Origin of the sequence: Streptomyces sp. SCPE 10 (assembly GCF_051980735.1) — a bacterium.
Lineage (GTDB): Bacteria > Actinomycetota > Actinomycetes > Streptomycetales > Streptomycetaceae > Streptomyces > Streptomyces misionensis.
Genome location: NZ_CP197069.1, coordinates 7,324,990 through 7,340,648 on the forward strand (window position 1 = coordinate 7,324,990; position 15,659 = coordinate 7,340,648).

A 15,659-nucleotide genomic window follows, 5' to 3' on the forward strand; every position below is an offset into this window, starting at 1 on the left:
TACGAGGGGACCGGAGGAGCGGTGTGACAAGCGCAGAAGAGCCCCGTGTACGACTGCCGCAGCTGAAATTGGATGAGCTGCTGAAGGAGCTGCAGGCCCGGATCGACGCGGCCCGCGGCACCCGGGACCGGATACACAGCCTGCTGGAGGCCGTGCTTTCCGTCGGCCGCGAATTGGACCTCGAACAGGCGCTGCACCACATCGTGGAGGCGGCCGCCGTGCTGGTCGACGCCGAATACGCCGCCCTCGGCGTGATCGGCGCCGACGGCAGGTCCCTGTCGGCCTTCCACACCGTGGGTATGACCGTGGGGCAAATCGCCGAGATCGGTCCCTTCCCGGAGGGCCACGGCATCCTCGGCGAGGTGATCCGGCACCCGGAGCCGCTCCGACTGGAGAAGATCTCCCAACACCCGGCCTCGTACGGCTTCCCGGCCCACCACCCGCCGATGAACAGCTTCCTGGGCGTTCCCATCAGGGTCCGTGGCCAGGTCTTCGGCAACCTGTACCTGACCGAGAAACGCGGCGGGTTGCAGTTCGACGAGGAGGACGAGGCGGTGCTGTCCACGCTGGCCGTGGCGGCCGGCGTGGCGATCGACAACGCCCGCCTGTACGAGGACTCCCGGCTGCGTGAGCGCTGGCTGCTGGCGAACGCCGAGATCACCCACGGCCTGATGTCCGGCAGCGCACGCGCCGAGGCCCTGAAAGTGATCGCAGAACGGGCACGCGAGATCATGGGGGCGGCCCTGGCGGCAGTGGCACTGCCCATGGAGGGCACCAAGTCCCTCACCGTGGAGATTGCCGTGGGCTTGGACTCGGAGGCACACCGGGGGCTGGTGCTGCCCCGATCCGGGACTCTCATGGGCCTTGCCCTCTCCGCAGCCGCGCCGGTCGCCTGCGACGACGTCCAACAGGACGAGCGGATCTCCCCGGAACCTCCGCGCTTCCACGGGCTGGGCCCCGCCGTGGCTGTCCCTATCGGCACCGGGGAAGGCGGCGTGCGCGGCGTGGTGCTGGTGGCCCGCGAGGCCGGCGCGCCGGTGTTCTCGGACAAGGAGACCGACATGCTGCGGGGCTTCGCCGCGCAGGCCGCAATCGCGATGGAACTTGCCGAGCGCCGCAAGGAGGCCGAACAGATCGCGGTGCTCCAGGACCGCGACCGGATCGCCCGGGATCTGCACGACCTCGCCATCCAGCGGCTCTTCGCGACCGGCATGACGCTGCAGGGTGCGGGCCACTTCATTGAGCATCCCGAGGCCGCAGAGCGGGTGCTGCGGGCCGTGGACGACCTGGACGAGACCATAAAGATCATCCGCGCGACGATCTTCGGGCTGCGAGCCCGCGAGGGTGCCGGCGACGCGGGGCTGCGGGCCCGGGTGGTGCGAGTGGTCGGCGAGGAGACCCCGGTGCTGGGATTCGTGCCCAGTGTGCGTATGGAGGGCCTTGTCGACACGGATGTGCCCTACGAGATCGCCGACCACATTGTGGCAGTCCTCTCCGAAGCCCTCACCAACGTCGTCCGCCACGCCCACGCCGACCGGGCCCAGGTCGTCTTGACGACCGACGGCCGCGAGGTTTCCCTCACCGTCTCGGACAACGGTGTGGGCATACCACCCGGCGGCCGGCGCAGCGGACTGTGCAACATGGCCGAGCGAGCAGAACAGCTGGGCGGGCACCTCGACGTGTCCAGCCCCGACGGGGGCGGTGCCACATTGCGCTGGAGGGTGCCTCTGCCCGGCACATAGGAAAAGCGGACACCCGAGTTACACGTCTCCCACAGCGTCTCGGGTGCAACGAGCTGATGGACCGGCTCGGCTTCGGCCCGCAGGTGCCCGCGCGGCGGGTCGCCGAACGCGACGAACAGGCCGTGACCGCGTGGCAGGAGGCGACCTGCCGATCGTGCTGGTGTGGGACCGGTTGGACACCCATGTCTCCCACGTCATGCGCGAGCTGATCGCCGAGCGTTCATGGCTGACGGTGCTTCCTGCTCCCCGACGTACTCACCCGGACCCCGACCCCGCCGAGCGGATACGGACGCACGCCGAACACGGCCTGGTCAACCTCGCCGTTGTCGCCCTCACGGTCACCCGCTGGGACTGGATGACCGGCGCACCGCAAGGCGAATAGCCCCTTTCTGCTGTTTCGCAGGCAGGGGCCGGTTTCGCCGGTCCGGCTCGGTGCCGTCACAACCCGGATCGCCCGAGCGGCGGCGCCGGCGTAGCCCGGCAGTTGGCTTCCGCCGGCCGAGCCTGCCACCAGGACCCGGTCCGGATCCTCGGCTCACTGGCGGAGGCCGAAGACGCCGTTCAGGAGACCTACACCCGCTGGTCCTGGCCGAAGCCCGCCGGCACCTGCTGGGTCGGCGATATCAACCGACACGGGTGATCGGAGGGGAGTGCCACTGTGCGTCGATGACCTCCGGCTTTGGGAGGTACATGCGCAGCGCCACGTACCAGACGCCCTGCCGCGGTGTCGGCAACCAGTTCGGCTCCCGAGCGGGTCCTGGTGAGTCGGGCCGCAGGTAGAGCGTCAAGCCCCCGTCGGCGTCCCTGACCAGTCCCTGGGTGCGGTCTCCGATGGAGTACCGGTCGATCGGATTCGGGATGAGGTTCCGGTCCTCGTCATAGGCGGTCAGTGACCAGAAGGCGCTGACCGGCGGCAGCGTCCCCGCCTCGTAGTGCAGTTCGTAGTCGCCGGCGGCCAGGGTTTCACCGGCGCCGTCGGTGAAGGCCGCCAGGTAGACGGCTTCCTCGGGATCGTTGATCGCGACGCCCACCAGGGACTGCTCCGCGGCCCGTCTGAGGAAGTCGTCCCCGAGGTGCCCGATCTGCGGGGGAGGGTACCGCCAGCCGTTGATCAACTCGCCCCACTGGCCGCTGAGCAGCTGCTGTTCGAGCATGGGTACAGCGGCGGTGGCGGCCCTGATCAGGCCTTCCTTCACCGGCTCCGGTTGTGCCTCGACGTCCAGCCCCGGGCCGATGCCGATCTCCGCGAACTGCCGTAGCAGGACATCGTGGTGTTTCGGCGGAGGGTTCTCGGCCAGCACCGCGTTGAGCGTCTTCCACGGCCCGAGCGGATCCTTGGCGAGGTCGGCCGGTACCGGTACGTCGCGGCGTTCCGGGAGCGTGGCGCTTTCCTTGCCGAACAGGTGGAGCGGCGTCAACCGGTACTGCTGCTGCAGTGCGTGGACGGCCGCGAGGTCGTGTTCGCCCTCGACGAGGGTCCGCCCGACCACCAGGACCCACGGGGTGGGGGCGGTCGCCGTGCGGCGCACCCCCTGCGGGAGGTCGCCGGTCCACCCAGGGCCGATGAGGGCGAAGTCACCGGCCTTCGATCCGGTCGCCCGCATGCCCACGTAGTCGTAGTTGTCAGACGTGAAGGCGACCAGTTCGAAGGTGAAGTAGCGGTTGCCCATGTCCGGGTGCGAGAGAACGAGGGGCTCCTCGCGCAGGTCCACCCACGCCCAGGAGTACAGCGTGTCGTTGTTGGGGGACACGCCCTCCCGATCCGAGGCGTCCCAGAGCCTGCTCGCATGCCAGAAGTGGTTGACGGGCGCGTAGGGCGTCGTTTCCGTCTCGGGCTTCTGGGTCACCCAGCGGTGGCGGAGCACGGCGTTGTAGATGTAGGGGAAGCCGTAGACGAACGCCTGTTCCCCCAGGGTGTACGCATACTCGCGGCGCCAGTCGCCCGGCCGACCGGTCAGCGTCGGCTTCACCGAGTGCCATGCCACAGGCACGGCCCGCGTCATCTTCTTGGCACGGTCGATGGTCTGCCCCGGGTGACGTACGGCAGCCGCGGTGGCCTTTCCGCTGACGGCCGCCGCCTGGCCGATGCCGGTCGCCGCCTCGCCGAGACCGTGCCGCAAGCGTTGCATGGGACGGTGGCCGGTACCTGAGGATGCCATCACCGCACTCCTCTCACATGGCTGGACAGCACGGCTTGTGGCCACCACGCGAACTGAGGAAGGACCTTCGACGACATGTTCCGGCTCTCCCGGTGCACGCCAGTGGGCGGCGTTCTGCGCCATGCTCTATGTGTTACCGGGCGAGTGCTCCAACGTACCTGCTTCTTCGAGTAGATCACCGCGTCCTCACCCCGGCAACCGGGTCCGGTAGGTCATGGCGCCACGATCCCCTGGTCCCCGTTCGAGGGCGGCGAGGAGCGGGATCGATTCGCCGTCGGCCGCACCGCTCGCCGCGGATGCTCTCCATCTCCCGCGCGACCAGCGTCCAGCACCTTCTCGAGCGCCACCGGGCTGCGGCCCCGGGTACGACTGTGAGGATGTCGGGGTGCCGCCTTGGTCGCTGGTGACAATGGCCTGATCGGGAGGGGGCTCGCTGCTGTCTTTCGGTGCGTGTCGGCCCGGGGAACCCGGCGGTGCGCAGTGGCCGGGTTAGTGTCAACCGATATGCGACGAAGCACGGGAGCCTCTGCGGTGTCATCCGCTGAGTCGGCTACCAACTCGACGCCCCTGCGGATCATCCTCGCTCTCGCTCTCGCTTTCACAGTCACCGTCGCCGATCCGCTGGTTTTCGGCCTGAATCTGCCGGAGGTGAGCCGGGCCCTCCATGTGCCACCGCAAGTCGTGGGGTTGCTCGGCGGGGCAGCGACGCTGGTGATGGCCACCTCTGTTCTCGCCGCGGGCAGGCTCGGGGACTCCATCGGACTCAAGCGGCTGCTGATGCTGGGACTGGTCATCGTCACGATCGCCGACCTGCTCTCCGTCTTCTCGCCCGGCTATGGCTTCCTGCTTGCGATGCGCTTTCTGGCAGGGCTGGGGATGACCGCGCTGCTGGCAGTGCCGCTGGCCCTGCTGAAGGTGTCCGTGACGCCAGAGAAGCGGCCGATCGCCATCGGTGGCCTCATGGCCGTCGACGTGATCCTGTGCGGTGTGATCCCCGCGTTCACGGGCTGGGCGGTGGCGGTCGTCGGCTGGCGCTTCCTCTTCCTGATGACCCCGTTGCTGTGCTTGGTGTCGCTGTGGTTGACGTCCCGGTACGTTCCGGAGTCACCCGTCCAGCCGGGCCGTCGCCTCGACGTGGTGGGTGTCACCCTGATCGGAGCGACCCTTCTGGCGCTCGTCCTCGGCCTCGCCGCGGCGCAGAACGGCATTCTCCGGCCCGAGACATGGGCGCCGTTGGTGATCAGCCCGGTTCTCGCCGCGATCTTCGTGCTTCATGCACGTCGCACTCCGGAACCCGCCGTCGACCTGACACTGTTCCGCAGCGCACCGTTCAAGGTGGCCCTGGCGGCGACCCTCACGCTGAATTTCCTGATTGCGGGGCTTGGCATCGTCCTTGGGCAGTTCAGCAGCGTCGTGCTATCGCTCTCGCCCGAGTCCGTCGGTCTGCTGTACCTGCCCGGTACCCTCCTGATTGCCGGTACCGTGATCCTGGCCGGAAGCCTCATCGGCAAGTGCGGTTCGCGCCCGGTGATGATCAATGGCCTGGTGGTGATGGCGGCAAGTGGACTACTGCTGGCGGGTACAGCCGGCCCCGCGATGGCGCTGTGGCTCCTCGTGCCGACCACATGGTTGTGCAACCTGGGGTCGGTGGTCACTTCCGCATCGGTGTCCGAAACGGTCCTTTCCCACGCGCCGCCCGGGCACTCCGGCGCGGTGGCCTCCGTCCAAATGGCCTTCGGGATGACCGGTGCCGCTTTCGGGCCCACCGTGTACGTTCTGCTTCTCAATCTCTTCTTCCGGCGGCAGTGGCTCATGGACGCGAAGTCACGCGGGCTGTCGGTGGCCCGGGCCGGACGGGCCGTGGATGCTGTGCGCAGCGGACTGGCGCAGACTCCGGGCAGCACCGTGTACGACGCCAACCTGCTCCGTCAGGCCTCGGGACTGGACCTCGGGCTGGACTTCGCCGACGGTCTACGGCTCACCATGCTGACCGTCAGCATCCTGCCGGTCATGGTGGCGGTGCTGGCCTTCTTGCTGATGCCTCGCCGAAAGGAGCCCACCGTTTAGGGCGTGCCCAGCGCAGGTGCCGCGCCCGTCGCCGACCGCGCCGCAGCTGTGGCGGCTCCTACCTGTGCACCGGCACCGCCGGGTACGACGGCCCGTCCGGCCTCGACGTCCCGAACGGCACCCCCGCGTTCACCGGTTGAACACCCCTGCGGACCCAGCCGGTCCGGTCGCGTCACGCGGTGCACACGACCGGACCGGCGTGCCGTCACGTGCCGGTGATTTCCCTCAGCTTCCCCTGGCTCTTCAGGTCCCCGACGATGGTGCTCGTGTAGTACTGGGTGCCGAGCCCGGGCTGGTTGAACCAGGGCCTGATGGGGCCGGCCTCGACCGTGAATTCCTCGGTGACCTCGTAGAGGTGGTAGTTGAACGGAGGGTCGGAGGCGTTGTACTCGTCGAGGTTGCTCGGAGGGATCGCGCGCTTGGCGTACGGTGTGCCCTTCGGTGCGAGGAAGTGGCCCGCGTCCCCCCTGCCGAAGAGGTCGATCAACTGCCCCTTCCGCAGGGTCAGTGACCGTTCCACGGGCCGGCCGTTGCGGAGCACGAACCCGTTGTGGTCCGGGAACCACCAGCCGCCGACCTGCGGGTCGTTCTGTGGATTCGTCTGCCAGTAGCACCCGAGGAACCAGTACCGCGAGGTGGGGCCCTCCGGGCGGTAGCCCCGCAACATCCTCCCGATGGGGCCGGTCCGGGGAAGTACTTTGGGGCCGAGACGCCAGTCATTGGCGTGGTAGGCCTCCAGTTGGGGGGACGGCGCCTTGTTCGTCGCGGTGTCCCGATGCTGGGTCGGACAGGTGACGCCGTTTCGGGTCTCGGCCGCCGCGGCCTGGGCGGTGGCGGGCGAGATGCCCACCAGCAGGAGCGAGAGAACGGCGCTCCCTGCGATTCTGCGCGGTACGCGCATTCGATGTCTCCTTGACTGTGGCCCCTTCTGCGGACGCCGTTCAGTGCACCCGCTCATCCCCAGACCCTGCGGAAGCCGTCACGCGTGGTCACTCGGATGGCGGCGCAAGTACGCACGGGCAGCCGACAGCACTGCGGCAAGCGGGACAAGGCCGGGGAGCGGACGTTCTCGACGGTGGACCTCTGTCGTCGGTCACAGGCGCGACAGGAGTCTCGCCGTGCTTCGCTTTCCTGCCGTCGGAGAAGACCGTGAGGTTCCACAAACGTGGCCGTACGGCCGGTGCGGTGCTCCTGGCCCCGAAGGCTAATCGGCTCCGGGGGCAGCATCAGCCGACAACGCGATGCAGATGATCTCTCCCTCAGCCACGCTCCAAGGAGCGATCACACCGCTTCGCCATGCGCTGATGACTCGTCAGCAAAGTCAGCATTGGGTCAGCATTCGACTGGCCAAAGCTGCTCTCATATGACCAGATCTTGGAAACGCGGGCAGCCTCGGAGGCGTCCCGGAGGCAGTGTTCAAGGGTTCGCGCCACCAGCGACCGTCGTTGGAGGATAGGCGAAGAGACGGTCTCGAACGCCTTGGACTGCAAATCAGGGTTTCCCCAGGTCAACGCACCCTTCCGCGCGGTTTCAGCGGTACTTCCGGTAGCCGCGGTGCGCGCAGCGGAGCCCCGTCGTAGCCCTTCACCTCGCCGAACCGAACCCCCTTCGTCCAGTCCTCGCGGGCCTGCTCGATCTCCTCCTGGGTGCGGGCGACGAAGTTCCACCACATGACGAGTTCCTCGGCGAAGGGCTCGCCGCCGAGGAGCATGAGCGCGGCGTCCGACTCGGCGCGCAGCGGGAGTTCGGAGCGGCCGCAGCCGAGGTAGAGCATCGAGCCCGGCAGGACCGGCACGCCGTCCACGTGGACCTCGCCGGACATGGCCAGGACGCCGTACTCGAAGTCGGGTTCCAGCGGCAGCCGGACGTCCGCGCCCCGGGTGAGGGCGAGGTCCGCGCCGACGATGGGGGTGTAGGCGGTGCCGGGGGAGACGGAGCCGTCCAGGCCGCCGAGGAGCACCGTGGCGGTCAGGCCGGGCGCGGTCACCGTGGGCAGCTCGGCGTGGAACTCGAACCCCGGGTCCGTGTGCCGGTGCGCGTCGGGCAGCGCCACCCACAACTGGGCGCCGTGCAGAAGGCGGGCGTGCGGTCGCGGACTCTCCTCGGAGTGACTGATCGCGCGCCCCGCGGTCATCAGGCCCAGCTGCCGGGGCCGGATCGTCTGGAGGCTGCCCGTGGAGTCACGGTGCAGCACCTCGCCCTCGTGCAGCCAGCTGACCGTCTGCAACCCGATGTGCGGATGCGGCGGGACCTGCATGCCGGGCTCGTCGGCGATGTCGTCCGGGCCGTAGTGGTCGACGAAGGCCCACGCGCCGATCATGCGGCGGCCCAGGTTCGGCAGCAGCCGGCGCACCTCGGTGGATTCCCCCAGCGTGACGTGCCGGGGGCTCAGCAGTTCGCGGACGGGTTCGGCGACGACGAATCCACGGCCCCCGCAGACGGTGGGCACGGGCGCGCGGTCAAGGTTGCTCATGCCGCCCAACTTAGCGGTGCGGGCGCTCGACCGGTGGACGAAGCGGACGTTTCCCTCGGCGACGGCGCGGATGCCGTCGCCGGGCCGGGCTCACCCGGACGGCCGTGGGGGCTCCGACGCCGGGGAGGGGACCGCCCGGGGGTTGCGGGCCGAAGCGCTCGGTACCGGCGTGGGGGTGGTGACCGCCGGCCGGGGGGAGTGCGCCGGTTCCGCCGGGCGGGTCCGGGGATCGTGCAGCGTGAGGAGGACGAAGGCGGCCACGGCGGCCAGGGCCAGCAGACCCGCCACGGCCGCGCGCGACGGCAGCGACCGGAGCGACGGCAGCGGCAGGGGCAGCGCGGGCCGGCGCGGCGCGGCGCTCGGCGGGCGCAGGGGCCGCAGATCGGCCGGGCCCACCGCGTTCGCGCGGGCGGCCAGTGCGGCCCGCAGCCGTTCCTCGACGGGGCGCGGCGTGTCCGCCGCAGCGGGATCGTTCATCGCAGGCCCTCCAGACGGCGGCCGAGTGCGTCCAGGGCCCGGCTGGCCGTGGACTTGACGGTGCCCCGTGACAGACCGAGCGTGGCCGCGATCTCGGCCTCGGTCAGATGCGACCAGTAGCGCAGCACCAGGACCTCGCGCTGCCGCCGGGTCAGGGTGCGCAGCGCCGCCAGCACCTCCCGGTGGTCCTCGTGCAGGAGGACGTCCTCCTCGGGTGCGGGCGCGTGCTCCTCCGGGGCCGGGACATGGGCTCGTACGGTCCTGCGCCGGCGCAGCACCGAGCGGGCCGTGTTGACGACGCTGGTGCGCAGATACGCCTCCGGGTCGTCGAGGGCGGCGAGCCGGTGGCCGTGCCGGCGCAGCAGTGCGGTGAAGGCGTCCTGCACGACGTCCTCCGCCGTGGGCAGATCGTCCACCAGCAGCACCGCCAGGCGCACCAGGGACAGCCGGCGGTGGTGGTACAACTCCTCGATGCCGGGCGGGGGTTCGAGGGCGGTGGCCGGGTCGAGGGGGCGCCCCGGCGCGGCCGGTGCGCCGGCCGGGTCCGTGCCGGTGCCCAACCGGGCGCGGACGAGGATCCGGGCGCATCTGCGCCAGAACGCGGGGGAGTGCGCCGTGCCGGCCCGTTGCCAGGGCAGGGCCGCAGGCGGTGTCGCTGTCGTCATGGATCTCCTGGGGCCGGGTGCGGGGAGCCGGTCGTACGACGGCTCCCCGCACCCGCCTCACCTCAGTGCTGCGGCGGAACCGGGGCCGGGGTCACCGGACCGTGGGGCGGAACGGGCCTCGGCGTGGCCCGCCCGTCGTGCGTGGAGGGCACCGGGGAGGGCGTCGCCGGCACCGGTGCGGGTGTCGCGGGCACCGGGCGCGGGGTCCCGGCGGGCGTGGACGGCACCGGCACCGGGGACGCCACGGACGGCACGGGGCTGGGGGCCTTCCCGTGGGCCGGGGTCGACGGCACGGGGACCGGGGTGTTGGCGTGCCCGGGGACGGACGGCACCGGCGAGGGGGTCGCCGCTCGGGCCGGGGTCGGGCTCGCCGTGCCGTCGGACCGGCCGGCGGAGTGGTGGCCGGGCTGGGCCGCCTGCGCGGCGACGGTGCCGGTGACGGCGAGGGCCGCGCCCAGCGCGGAGACCCCCAGGACGGTGCGCAGCTTGCGGGCGCGGCTCGGACGGGGGACACGGTGTGCGGACATGGGTTCCTTCGTGGTTCGGCTCGGACAACTGGTCGAAGTGGAGGCCTCCACCCCGACAGACGTCCGACCCCGGTCGAGGTTGCGGGTGCCGGCCGACGAATTTTCCGTGGCCCCCCGGCCACCGCCGGGAGCGCGCTCGGCCGCGTCAGTACACCCCCGCCCCCTCCTCCGCGGCGGCCACCGCCTGCGCGTGCCCGAACAGTCCGGGCAGTCCACCGGTGTGCACGAACACCGTCTTCTCACCGGGTCGTACGGAACCGTCGCGCACCGCCGCGCGCAGTCCGGCCAGTGCCCGGCCCGTGTAGGTCGGGTCCAGGACGATCCCTTCGGTGCGGGCGGCCAGTCGCAGCGCCTCCGTCACCGGGCCGGTCAGCGCCGCGTAACCGGCGCCCACCTGGTCCCGGCGCACCCGCAGCTTCCGTGCCGTGACCTCCTGTGCGGTCAGCGGCGCCGCGAACTCCGCCACCGCGGCGGCCGGATCGGCCAGCGCGCCGACGTCCACGCCGAGCACCGCATCGGTGCCGAGGGCGGCGACCAGTCCCGCCATGGTGCCGCCCGAGCCCAGCGCGACCACCGCCGTGCGCACGTCCGGCACCTGCGCGCGCAGCTCCTCACCGCAGCGGACGTAGCCGCGGGCGCCCAGCGTCCCCGACCCGCCGAACGGGATCAGCGCCGGCCGGGCCCCGTCCGCCCGCAGCCGGTCGCACACCTCGGCCGCGGCCGCGTCCAGACCGGCCTGGTCCACCTCGCCCGCCCAGACGAGCCTGGCCCCGAACAGCCCGTCCAGGGCCAGGTTCCCGGACCGGGAGGCACCGGCACCGCCGCGCAGCACCAGGACGACGTCCAGCCCGACCCTGGCGCCCGCGGCCGCGGTCAGCCGGGCGTGGTTGCTCTGCGCGGCGCCCGTCGTCACCAGCGTGTCCGCGCCCTCGGCGAGCGCCGCGCCCACCGTCCACTCCAGCTTGCGGATCTTGTTGCCGCCCCCGCCGAGACCGGTCAGGTCGTCCCGCTTGACCCACAGGTCCTCCGGGCCGAGCCCCAGCGCCGCGGCCAGCCGGGGCGCCGGTTCGACGGGAGTGGGGAAGGTGCCGAGCGGCACGGGCGGGTGCGTCATGGGCGGACATCCTCGTGGGAGAAGGGCACGGGCCCCCGTACGGAGACAGCGGTACGGCGATCAGTCGATCACAGTCACCCGCGGTTGTCCCCCACCGCCCCCTCACACCGGCAACAGCCGCCCCACCAGCTCCCCCAACTGCCGTGCGGTACGGCACTCGTGCATCGCCACCAGCTCCGCGTACGCGGGCGCCGCCGAGTCCCCGGTGCCCCACTGGCCGGCCGGCTCGGGATTGAGCCAGTGGACGCGCCGGGCCCTGCGGGCGATCCCGGCGAGCGCGGGCAGGTTCGGGTCGCTCATGTTGGTGCGGGCGTCGCCGAGCACGAACACCGTGGTGCGCGGGCCGACCGCGGCGCCGTACCGCTCCGCGAACTCGCCCAGCGCCGTGCCGTAGTCGCTGCTGTCGTGGAAGCCGGTGAGCGTGGCCTCGGCACGGATGCGGGCGCCGAGGCCCCCGGGGTCGGCGCGGCCGTGGTCGAGCAGGCCGGTCACCTCGTCCAGCCGGTTGACGAAGGCGAACACCCGGACCTTGGCGAACTGGTCGTGCAGCGCCTGCACCAGCAGCATGGTGAAGTTCGAGAAGCCCGACACCGAGCCGGACACGTCGCAGAGCAGCACCAGTTCGGGGCGGACCGGGCGGCGCCGGCGCAGCACCGGCCGCATCGGGACGCCGCCGGTGGACAGCGAGGAGCGCAGGGTGCGGCGCAGATCGACGGTGCCGCGCGCGGCCCGGCGGCGGCGCGCCGTGAGCCGGGTGGCCAGCTTGCGCGCCAGCGGCTGGACCGTCCTGCGCAGCTCGGCCAGTTGGTCGCGGTCGGCGATCAGGAAGTCCACCCGGTCGGCCGTCGGGCGCACCGCCCGGCGCGCGATCTCGTCCCGCCCGCGCCGCTCGGCGACCCGGCGCCGCGCCTCCGCCCCGACCAGCCGCCGGAACTCCTCGATACGGCGCCGGATCTCGTCGTCCAGCAGCCGGTCGGTGAAGCCCGCCCCCGCGCCCTCGCCCGCCCGCACCTCGGCCCGCACCCGGGCCAGCAGCGTCTGCGGGCGCAGCCGTTCCAGGGTCTGGTACGCGGACCAGCCGTCCGATTCGGGTGAACTCCCGTATCCGCCGAGGCTTTCGACCGCCTCCTGGGCCAATTGGGCCAGCAGCGTCCGGTCGTCGGCCGCGAGGGCCTCGGCCAGTCGGTCGCGCAGGGTCTCGCGGCTCGCCGGCCGGCCGCCCGGAGCGCCCACGCCACGCGGGAAGTAGAGGTCGAAGACGGGGTCGAACACCGCGCGCTGGGCCGTGCCGTGCAGCAGCGTCGCGGCCAGTCCCTCGCGCAGCAGCTCCCGGTTCGCGAAGCCCAGTTCCCGCGCCGCGCGGGCCGCGTCCACGCTCTCCCCGGTGCCGATCCGCAGCCCGTGCGCGCGCAGCGCCCCGACCAGGGCGGTGATCCGGTCGGCGGCATCCGTCACAGCGTGTCCAGGTCGAGCTTGGCGGCGGCCTTCTGGATGTCGTCCTGGTGCTTGAGGATCACCCCGAGGCTGTCCCGTACGACCTGCTCGTCCAGGGTGTCCGCGCCCAGGGCCAGCAGGGTGCGCGCCCAGTCGACGGTCTCGGCGACGGACGGCGCCTTGCGCAGGTCCATCGCGCGCAGCGCCCCGACCACCCGCACCAGCGACTCCGTCAGCGCCTCGGACAGGCCCGGCACCTTCAGCCGGACGATCCGCCGCTCCAGCTCCGGCTCGGGGAAGCCGATGTGCAGGAACAGACAGCGGCGGCGCAGCGCCTCGGACAGCTCCCGGCCCGCGTTGGAGGTGAGCACGACGAAGGGGCGCCGGGTCGCGGTGACCGTGCCCAGCTCCGGCACCGTGATCTGGAAGTCGCTGAGCACCTCCAGGAGCAGGCCCTCCATCTCGACGTCGGCCTTGTCGGTCTCGTCGATCAGCAGCACCGTCGGCTCGTCGCCGCGGATGGCGGTCAGCAGCGGCCGGGGGAGCAGGAACTCCTCGCTGAAGATGTCGGTGCGGGTCTCGTCCCAGCTCTCGTCCCGGCCCGCGCTGATGCGCAGCAGCTGCTTGGCGTGGTTCCACTCGTACAGCGCCCGGGACTCGTCGACACCCTCGTAGCACTGGAGCCGGACCAGCCGGGCCGAGGCCACCTGGGCGACCGCCTTGGCCAGCTCGGTCTTGCCCACTCCGGCGGGCCCCTCCACCAGCAGCGGCTTGCCCAGCCGGGCCGCGAGGAACACGGTGGTGGCGACGGCGGGCGAGGCGAGGTAGCCGGTCTCGGCGAGACGGGCGGAGACATCGTCGACGGATGTGAACAACGGGGCCTCCGCGGGTCGGGTGAGCAGCGTTCGGACTCTGTCAGGAGCGGTTCTATCTAAGCGCTTGTTCAGCATCTCTGTCATCCGCCTTCCGCTCGATATACCGATCGGTTTCCGGCGCGGTAACCTCGTCCCATGGCCACCACCGACAAGGCATCCCCGCGTGACCGGCTGCTCGACGCGGCCGCCCGGCTCTGCTACCGGGACGGCGTCTCCATCGGCGTCGAGGCGCTGTGCCGGGAGGCCGGGGTCTCCAAACGGTCGATGTACCAGCTCTTCGGCAGCAAGGACGAGATGCTGGCCGCGAGCCTGGAGCGCCGCGTCCCCGGCTACGACGCCCGGCTCACGCACCCCGACCCGCAGGCGCCGCCGCGCGAGCGCATCCTGTACGTCTTCGAGCGGTTGGAGCGGGACTCCCTGGACGCCGACTTCCAGGGCTGCCCCTTCCTTGCCGCGCTGGTCGAGCTGAAGGACCCCGGCCACCCGGCGAGCGAGGTCGCCCGCGAGGCCAAGGAGCGTCTGGCGCACGCGTTCCGGACCGAGGCCGAGCGGGGCGGCGCCCGCGACCCGGAACTGCTCGCCCGTCAGCTGATGCTGGTCTTCGACGGCGCCGGCGCGCGGGCCGGCGCCCGGGTGGAGCGGCTGGCCGACGGCCTCGCCACGGCCACCGCCGCCACCCTCTGCGACGCGGCCGGCCTGGTGCGGTAGCCACCGCGCATCGGCTCGGCCCGGCCTCCGGCGGAAATCCGGAGGGCCTCGGCGCGCCCGCTGGGTAGAGTCGCGCCGTGCCCGAACTGAAGCGGTTGCATGCCGACCACGCCCCGGCGGTCCTGGCCTTCGAGCTGGCGAACCGCGCCTACTTCGCCGCCTCCGTCTCGGACCGGGGCGACGAGTACTTCGAGCGGTTCGCCGACCGGCACAGCGCCCTGCTGGCCGAGCAGGAGGCGGGCATCTGCGCCTTCTACGTGCTGGTCGCCGAGGACGGCTCCGTGCTGGGCCGGTTCAACCTGTACGACATCGAGGACGGCACCGCCGACCTCGGCTACCGGGTCGCACAGCACGTCGCCGGCCGCGGCGTGGCGACCGCCACCGTCCGGGAGCTGTGCCGGCTGGCGGCGGAGCGGCACGGGCTGCGCACCCTGCGGGCGGCCGCCTCCCACACCAACGTCGCGTCCCGGAAAGTGCTGGTCAAGGCCGGGTTCGTGCCGGTCGGACCGGCAGACCCCGCCGACCTCGGCGGGAAGCCGGGCACCTGGTACCAGTGCGACCTGGAACACCGGCCGTAGACCGCGATCCTCCCGGTGCCCGGCCGGGCGAGGCGTGCGCCCGGCTGAGGCGCCCGCGCCGCCGTCCCCCGTGCGGCCCTCCCTCGTACGGCCCTCCACCACGCGCCGGCCGGCGCCCCCGCCCGGTGCAATGGAGCCGTGACCGCCGCCCCGGACGACTGCCTCGCGCGCAACGAGTGGATCTGCGGCGCCTATCTGAGCAGCCGCCGCCGGATCCTGCTCGACGCGGTCGTCCAGCACCTCCAGCTGACCTCGCTGTCGATTCTGATCGGCCTCGCCATCGCGGTGCCGCTCGCGGTCCTCGCCCGCCGCTGGGGCTGGGCCGCGGCCCCCGTCCTCGCCCTGACCACGGTCCTCTACACCATCCCCTCCCTGGCGATGTTCTCCCTGCTGCTGCCCCTGTACGGCCTCTCGGCCACCCTCGTCGTCGCCGGACTGGTCCTGTACTCGCTCACCCTGCTGGTGCGCAATCTCCTCGCGGGCCTGCGCGCGGTCCCGGAGGAGACCCGGCAGGCGGCGCGCGGCCTCGGCTACGGCCCGCTGCGGCTGCTGCTCACCGTGGAACTCCCGCTCGCCCTGCCCGCCGCCATGGCCGGGCTGCGCATCGCCACCGTCTCGGCGGTCTCCCTGGTCACGGTCGGCGCGATCGTCGGCTACGGGGGCCTCGGGAACCTCATCTACGCCGGCATGAACACCTACTTCAAGGCCCAGGTGCTCACCGCGTCCGTGCTGTGCGTGCTGATCGCCGTCGCCGCCGACCTGCTCCTGCTGGGCGTGCAGTGGCTGATCACCCCCTGGACCCGGGCGGCCCGCCCATGACCGCCGCCCGGCCGGAAGGCC

14 protein-coding genes and 1 pseudogene are annotated in these 15,659 nt (G+C 71.9%); 6 read left to right on the plus strand and 9 right to left on the minus strand.

Annotation, left to right across the window (positions count from 1 at the left end):
* The first annotated feature begins 23 nt into the window (after positions 1 to 23).
* The gene (locus ACSP97_RS33210; protein WP_440555728.1) at positions 24 to 1,742 is read left to right on the plus strand and encodes a GAF domain-containing protein; all 1,719 of its coding nucleotides are present in this window, start codon (positions 24 to 26) and stop codon (positions 1,740 to 1,742) included.
* Positions 1,743 to 1,757: 15 nt separating this feature from the next.
* Positions 1,758 to 2,076: pseudogene (locus tag ACSP97_RS33215) on the plus strand (helix-turn-helix domain-containing protein); the annotation flags it as partial.
* Between the two features lie 289 nt (positions 2,077 to 2,365).
* Here ACSP97_RS33215 and ACSP97_RS33220 read toward each other — a convergent pair.
* Positions 2,366 to 3,901, minus strand: a complete 1,536-nt coding sequence (locus tag ACSP97_RS33220) for a DUF1254 domain-containing protein (protein ID WP_440555729.1) — start codon at positions 3,899 to 3,901, stop codon at positions 2,366 to 2,368.
* Between the two features lie 531 nt (positions 3,902 to 4,432).
* Between ACSP97_RS33220 and ACSP97_RS33225 the strand changes: the two genes are divergently transcribed.
* Complete coding sequence (locus ACSP97_RS33225; protein WP_358682281.1) at positions 4,433 to 5,968, plus strand: MFS transporter; 1,536 nt, start codon at positions 4,433 to 4,435, stop codon at positions 5,966 to 5,968.
* Between the two features lie 205 nt (positions 5,969 to 6,173).
* On the opposite strand, the gene ACSP97_RS33230 is transcribed toward ACSP97_RS33225, so the two are convergent.
* The 8 genes from ACSP97_RS33230 to ACSP97_RS33265 form a co-directional block, all read right to left on the minus strand.
* On the minus strand, positions 6,174 to 6,869 hold the full coding sequence (locus tag ACSP97_RS33230) for a TNT domain-containing protein (RefSeq protein ID WP_355529082.1): 696 nt from the start codon (positions 6,867 to 6,869) through the stop codon (positions 6,174 to 6,176).
* Between the two features lie 606 nt (positions 6,870 to 7,475).
* Positions 7,476 to 8,441, minus strand: a complete 966-nt coding sequence (locus ACSP97_RS33235; protein ID WP_355146955.1) for a pirin family protein — start codon at positions 8,439 to 8,441, stop codon at positions 7,476 to 7,478.
* 90 nt (positions 8,442 to 8,531) lie between these two features.
* The gene (locus tag ACSP97_RS33240; RefSeq protein ID WP_440555730.1) at positions 8,532 to 8,918 is read right to left on the minus strand and encodes a hypothetical protein; all 387 of its coding nucleotides are present in this window, start codon (positions 8,916 to 8,918) and stop codon (positions 8,532 to 8,534) included.
* Positions 8,915 to 9,583, minus strand: a complete 669-nt coding sequence (locus ACSP97_RS33245; protein ID WP_355146959.1) for an RNA polymerase sigma factor — start codon at positions 9,581 to 9,583, stop codon at positions 8,915 to 8,917. The genes ACSP97_RS33240 and ACSP97_RS33245 overlap by 4 nt, the downstream gene beginning before the upstream one ends.
* Before the next feature lie 62 nt (positions 9,584 to 9,645).
* On the minus strand, positions 9,646 to 10,110 hold the full coding sequence (locus tag ACSP97_RS33250; RefSeq protein ID WP_388295352.1) for a hypothetical protein: 465 nt from the start codon (positions 10,108 to 10,110) through the stop codon (positions 9,646 to 9,648).
* A gap of 145 nt (positions 10,111 to 10,255) precedes the next feature.
* Positions 10,256 to 11,224, minus strand: a complete 969-nt coding sequence (locus ACSP97_RS33255) for a D-cysteine desulfhydrase family protein (RefSeq protein WP_355146963.1) — start codon at positions 11,222 to 11,224, stop codon at positions 10,256 to 10,258.
* A gap of 102 nt (positions 11,225 to 11,326) precedes the next feature.
* Positions 11,327 to 12,679 (minus strand): VWA domain-containing protein, encoded by a 1,353-nt coding sequence (locus ACSP97_RS33260; protein WP_388312989.1) that lies wholly within the window; start codon positions 12,677 to 12,679, stop codon positions 11,327 to 11,329.
* A complete protein-coding gene (locus tag ACSP97_RS33265) occupies positions 12,676 to 13,533 on the minus strand; it encodes an AAA family ATPase (protein WP_355146967.1) in 858 nt (285 codons plus the stop codon). The genes ACSP97_RS33260 and ACSP97_RS33265 overlap by 4 nt, the downstream gene beginning before the upstream one ends.
* Positions 13,534 to 13,668: 135 nt before the next feature.
* Between ACSP97_RS33265 and ACSP97_RS33270 the strand changes: the two genes are divergently transcribed.
* From ACSP97_RS33270 to ACSP97_RS33280, 3 genes are all read left to right on the plus strand, one after another.
* Positions 13,669 to 14,241, plus strand: a complete 573-nt coding sequence (locus ACSP97_RS33270; protein WP_355146969.1) for a TetR/AcrR family transcriptional regulator — start codon at positions 13,669 to 13,671, stop codon at positions 14,239 to 14,241.
* Between the two features lie 77 nt (positions 14,242 to 14,318).
* Positions 14,319 to 14,819, plus strand: coding sequence for a GNAT family N-acetyltransferase (locus ACSP97_RS33275; protein WP_355146971.1), 501 nt, complete (start codon positions 14,319 to 14,321; stop codon positions 14,817 to 14,819).
* Positions 14,820 to 14,957: 138 nt separating this feature from the next.
* Positions 14,958 to 15,638 carry an ABC transporter permease gene (locus ACSP97_RS33280; protein WP_355330834.1) on the plus strand — a complete coding sequence of 227 codons (681 nt, stop codon included), beginning with the start codon at positions 14,958 to 14,960 and terminating at the stop codon, positions 15,636 to 15,638.
* The last annotated feature ends 21 nt before the right edge of the window (positions 15,639 to 15,659 follow it).

What these genes read in the sequence shown, in the direction of transcription:
- ACSP97_RS33220 (WP_440555729.1), bottom strand. Translation starts at nt 3,901, where the DNA reads ATGGCATCCTCAGGTACCGGCCACCGTCCCATGCAACGCTTGCGGCAC.
- ACSP97_RS33230 (WP_355529082.1), bottom strand. Translation starts at nt 6,869, where the DNA reads ATGCGCGTACCGCGCAGAATCGCAGGGAGCGCCGTTCTCTCGCTCCTG.
- ACSP97_RS33235 (WP_355146955.1), bottom strand. Translation starts at nt 8,441, where the DNA reads ATGAGCAACCTTGACCGCGCGCCCGTGCCCACCGTCTGCGGGGGCCGT.
- ACSP97_RS33240 (WP_440555730.1), bottom strand. Translation starts at nt 8,918, where the DNA reads ATGAACGATCCCGCTGCGGCGGACACGCCGCGCCCCGTCGAGGAACGG.
- ACSP97_RS33245 (WP_355146959.1), bottom strand. Translation starts at nt 9,583, where the DNA reads ATGACGACAGCGACACCGCCTGCGGCCCTGCCCTGGCAACGGGCCGGC.
- ACSP97_RS33250 (WP_388295352.1), bottom strand. Translation starts at nt 10,110, where the DNA reads ATGTCCGCACACCGTGTCCCCCGTCCGAGCCGCGCCCGCAAGCTGCGC.
- ACSP97_RS33255 (WP_355146963.1), bottom strand. Translation starts at nt 11,224, where the DNA reads ATGACGCACCCGCCCGTGCCGCTCGGCACCTTCCCCACTCCCGTCGAA.
- ACSP97_RS33270 (WP_355146969.1), top strand. Translation starts at nt 13,669, where the DNA reads ATGGCCACCACCGACAAGGCATCCCCGCGTGACCGGCTGCTCGACGCG.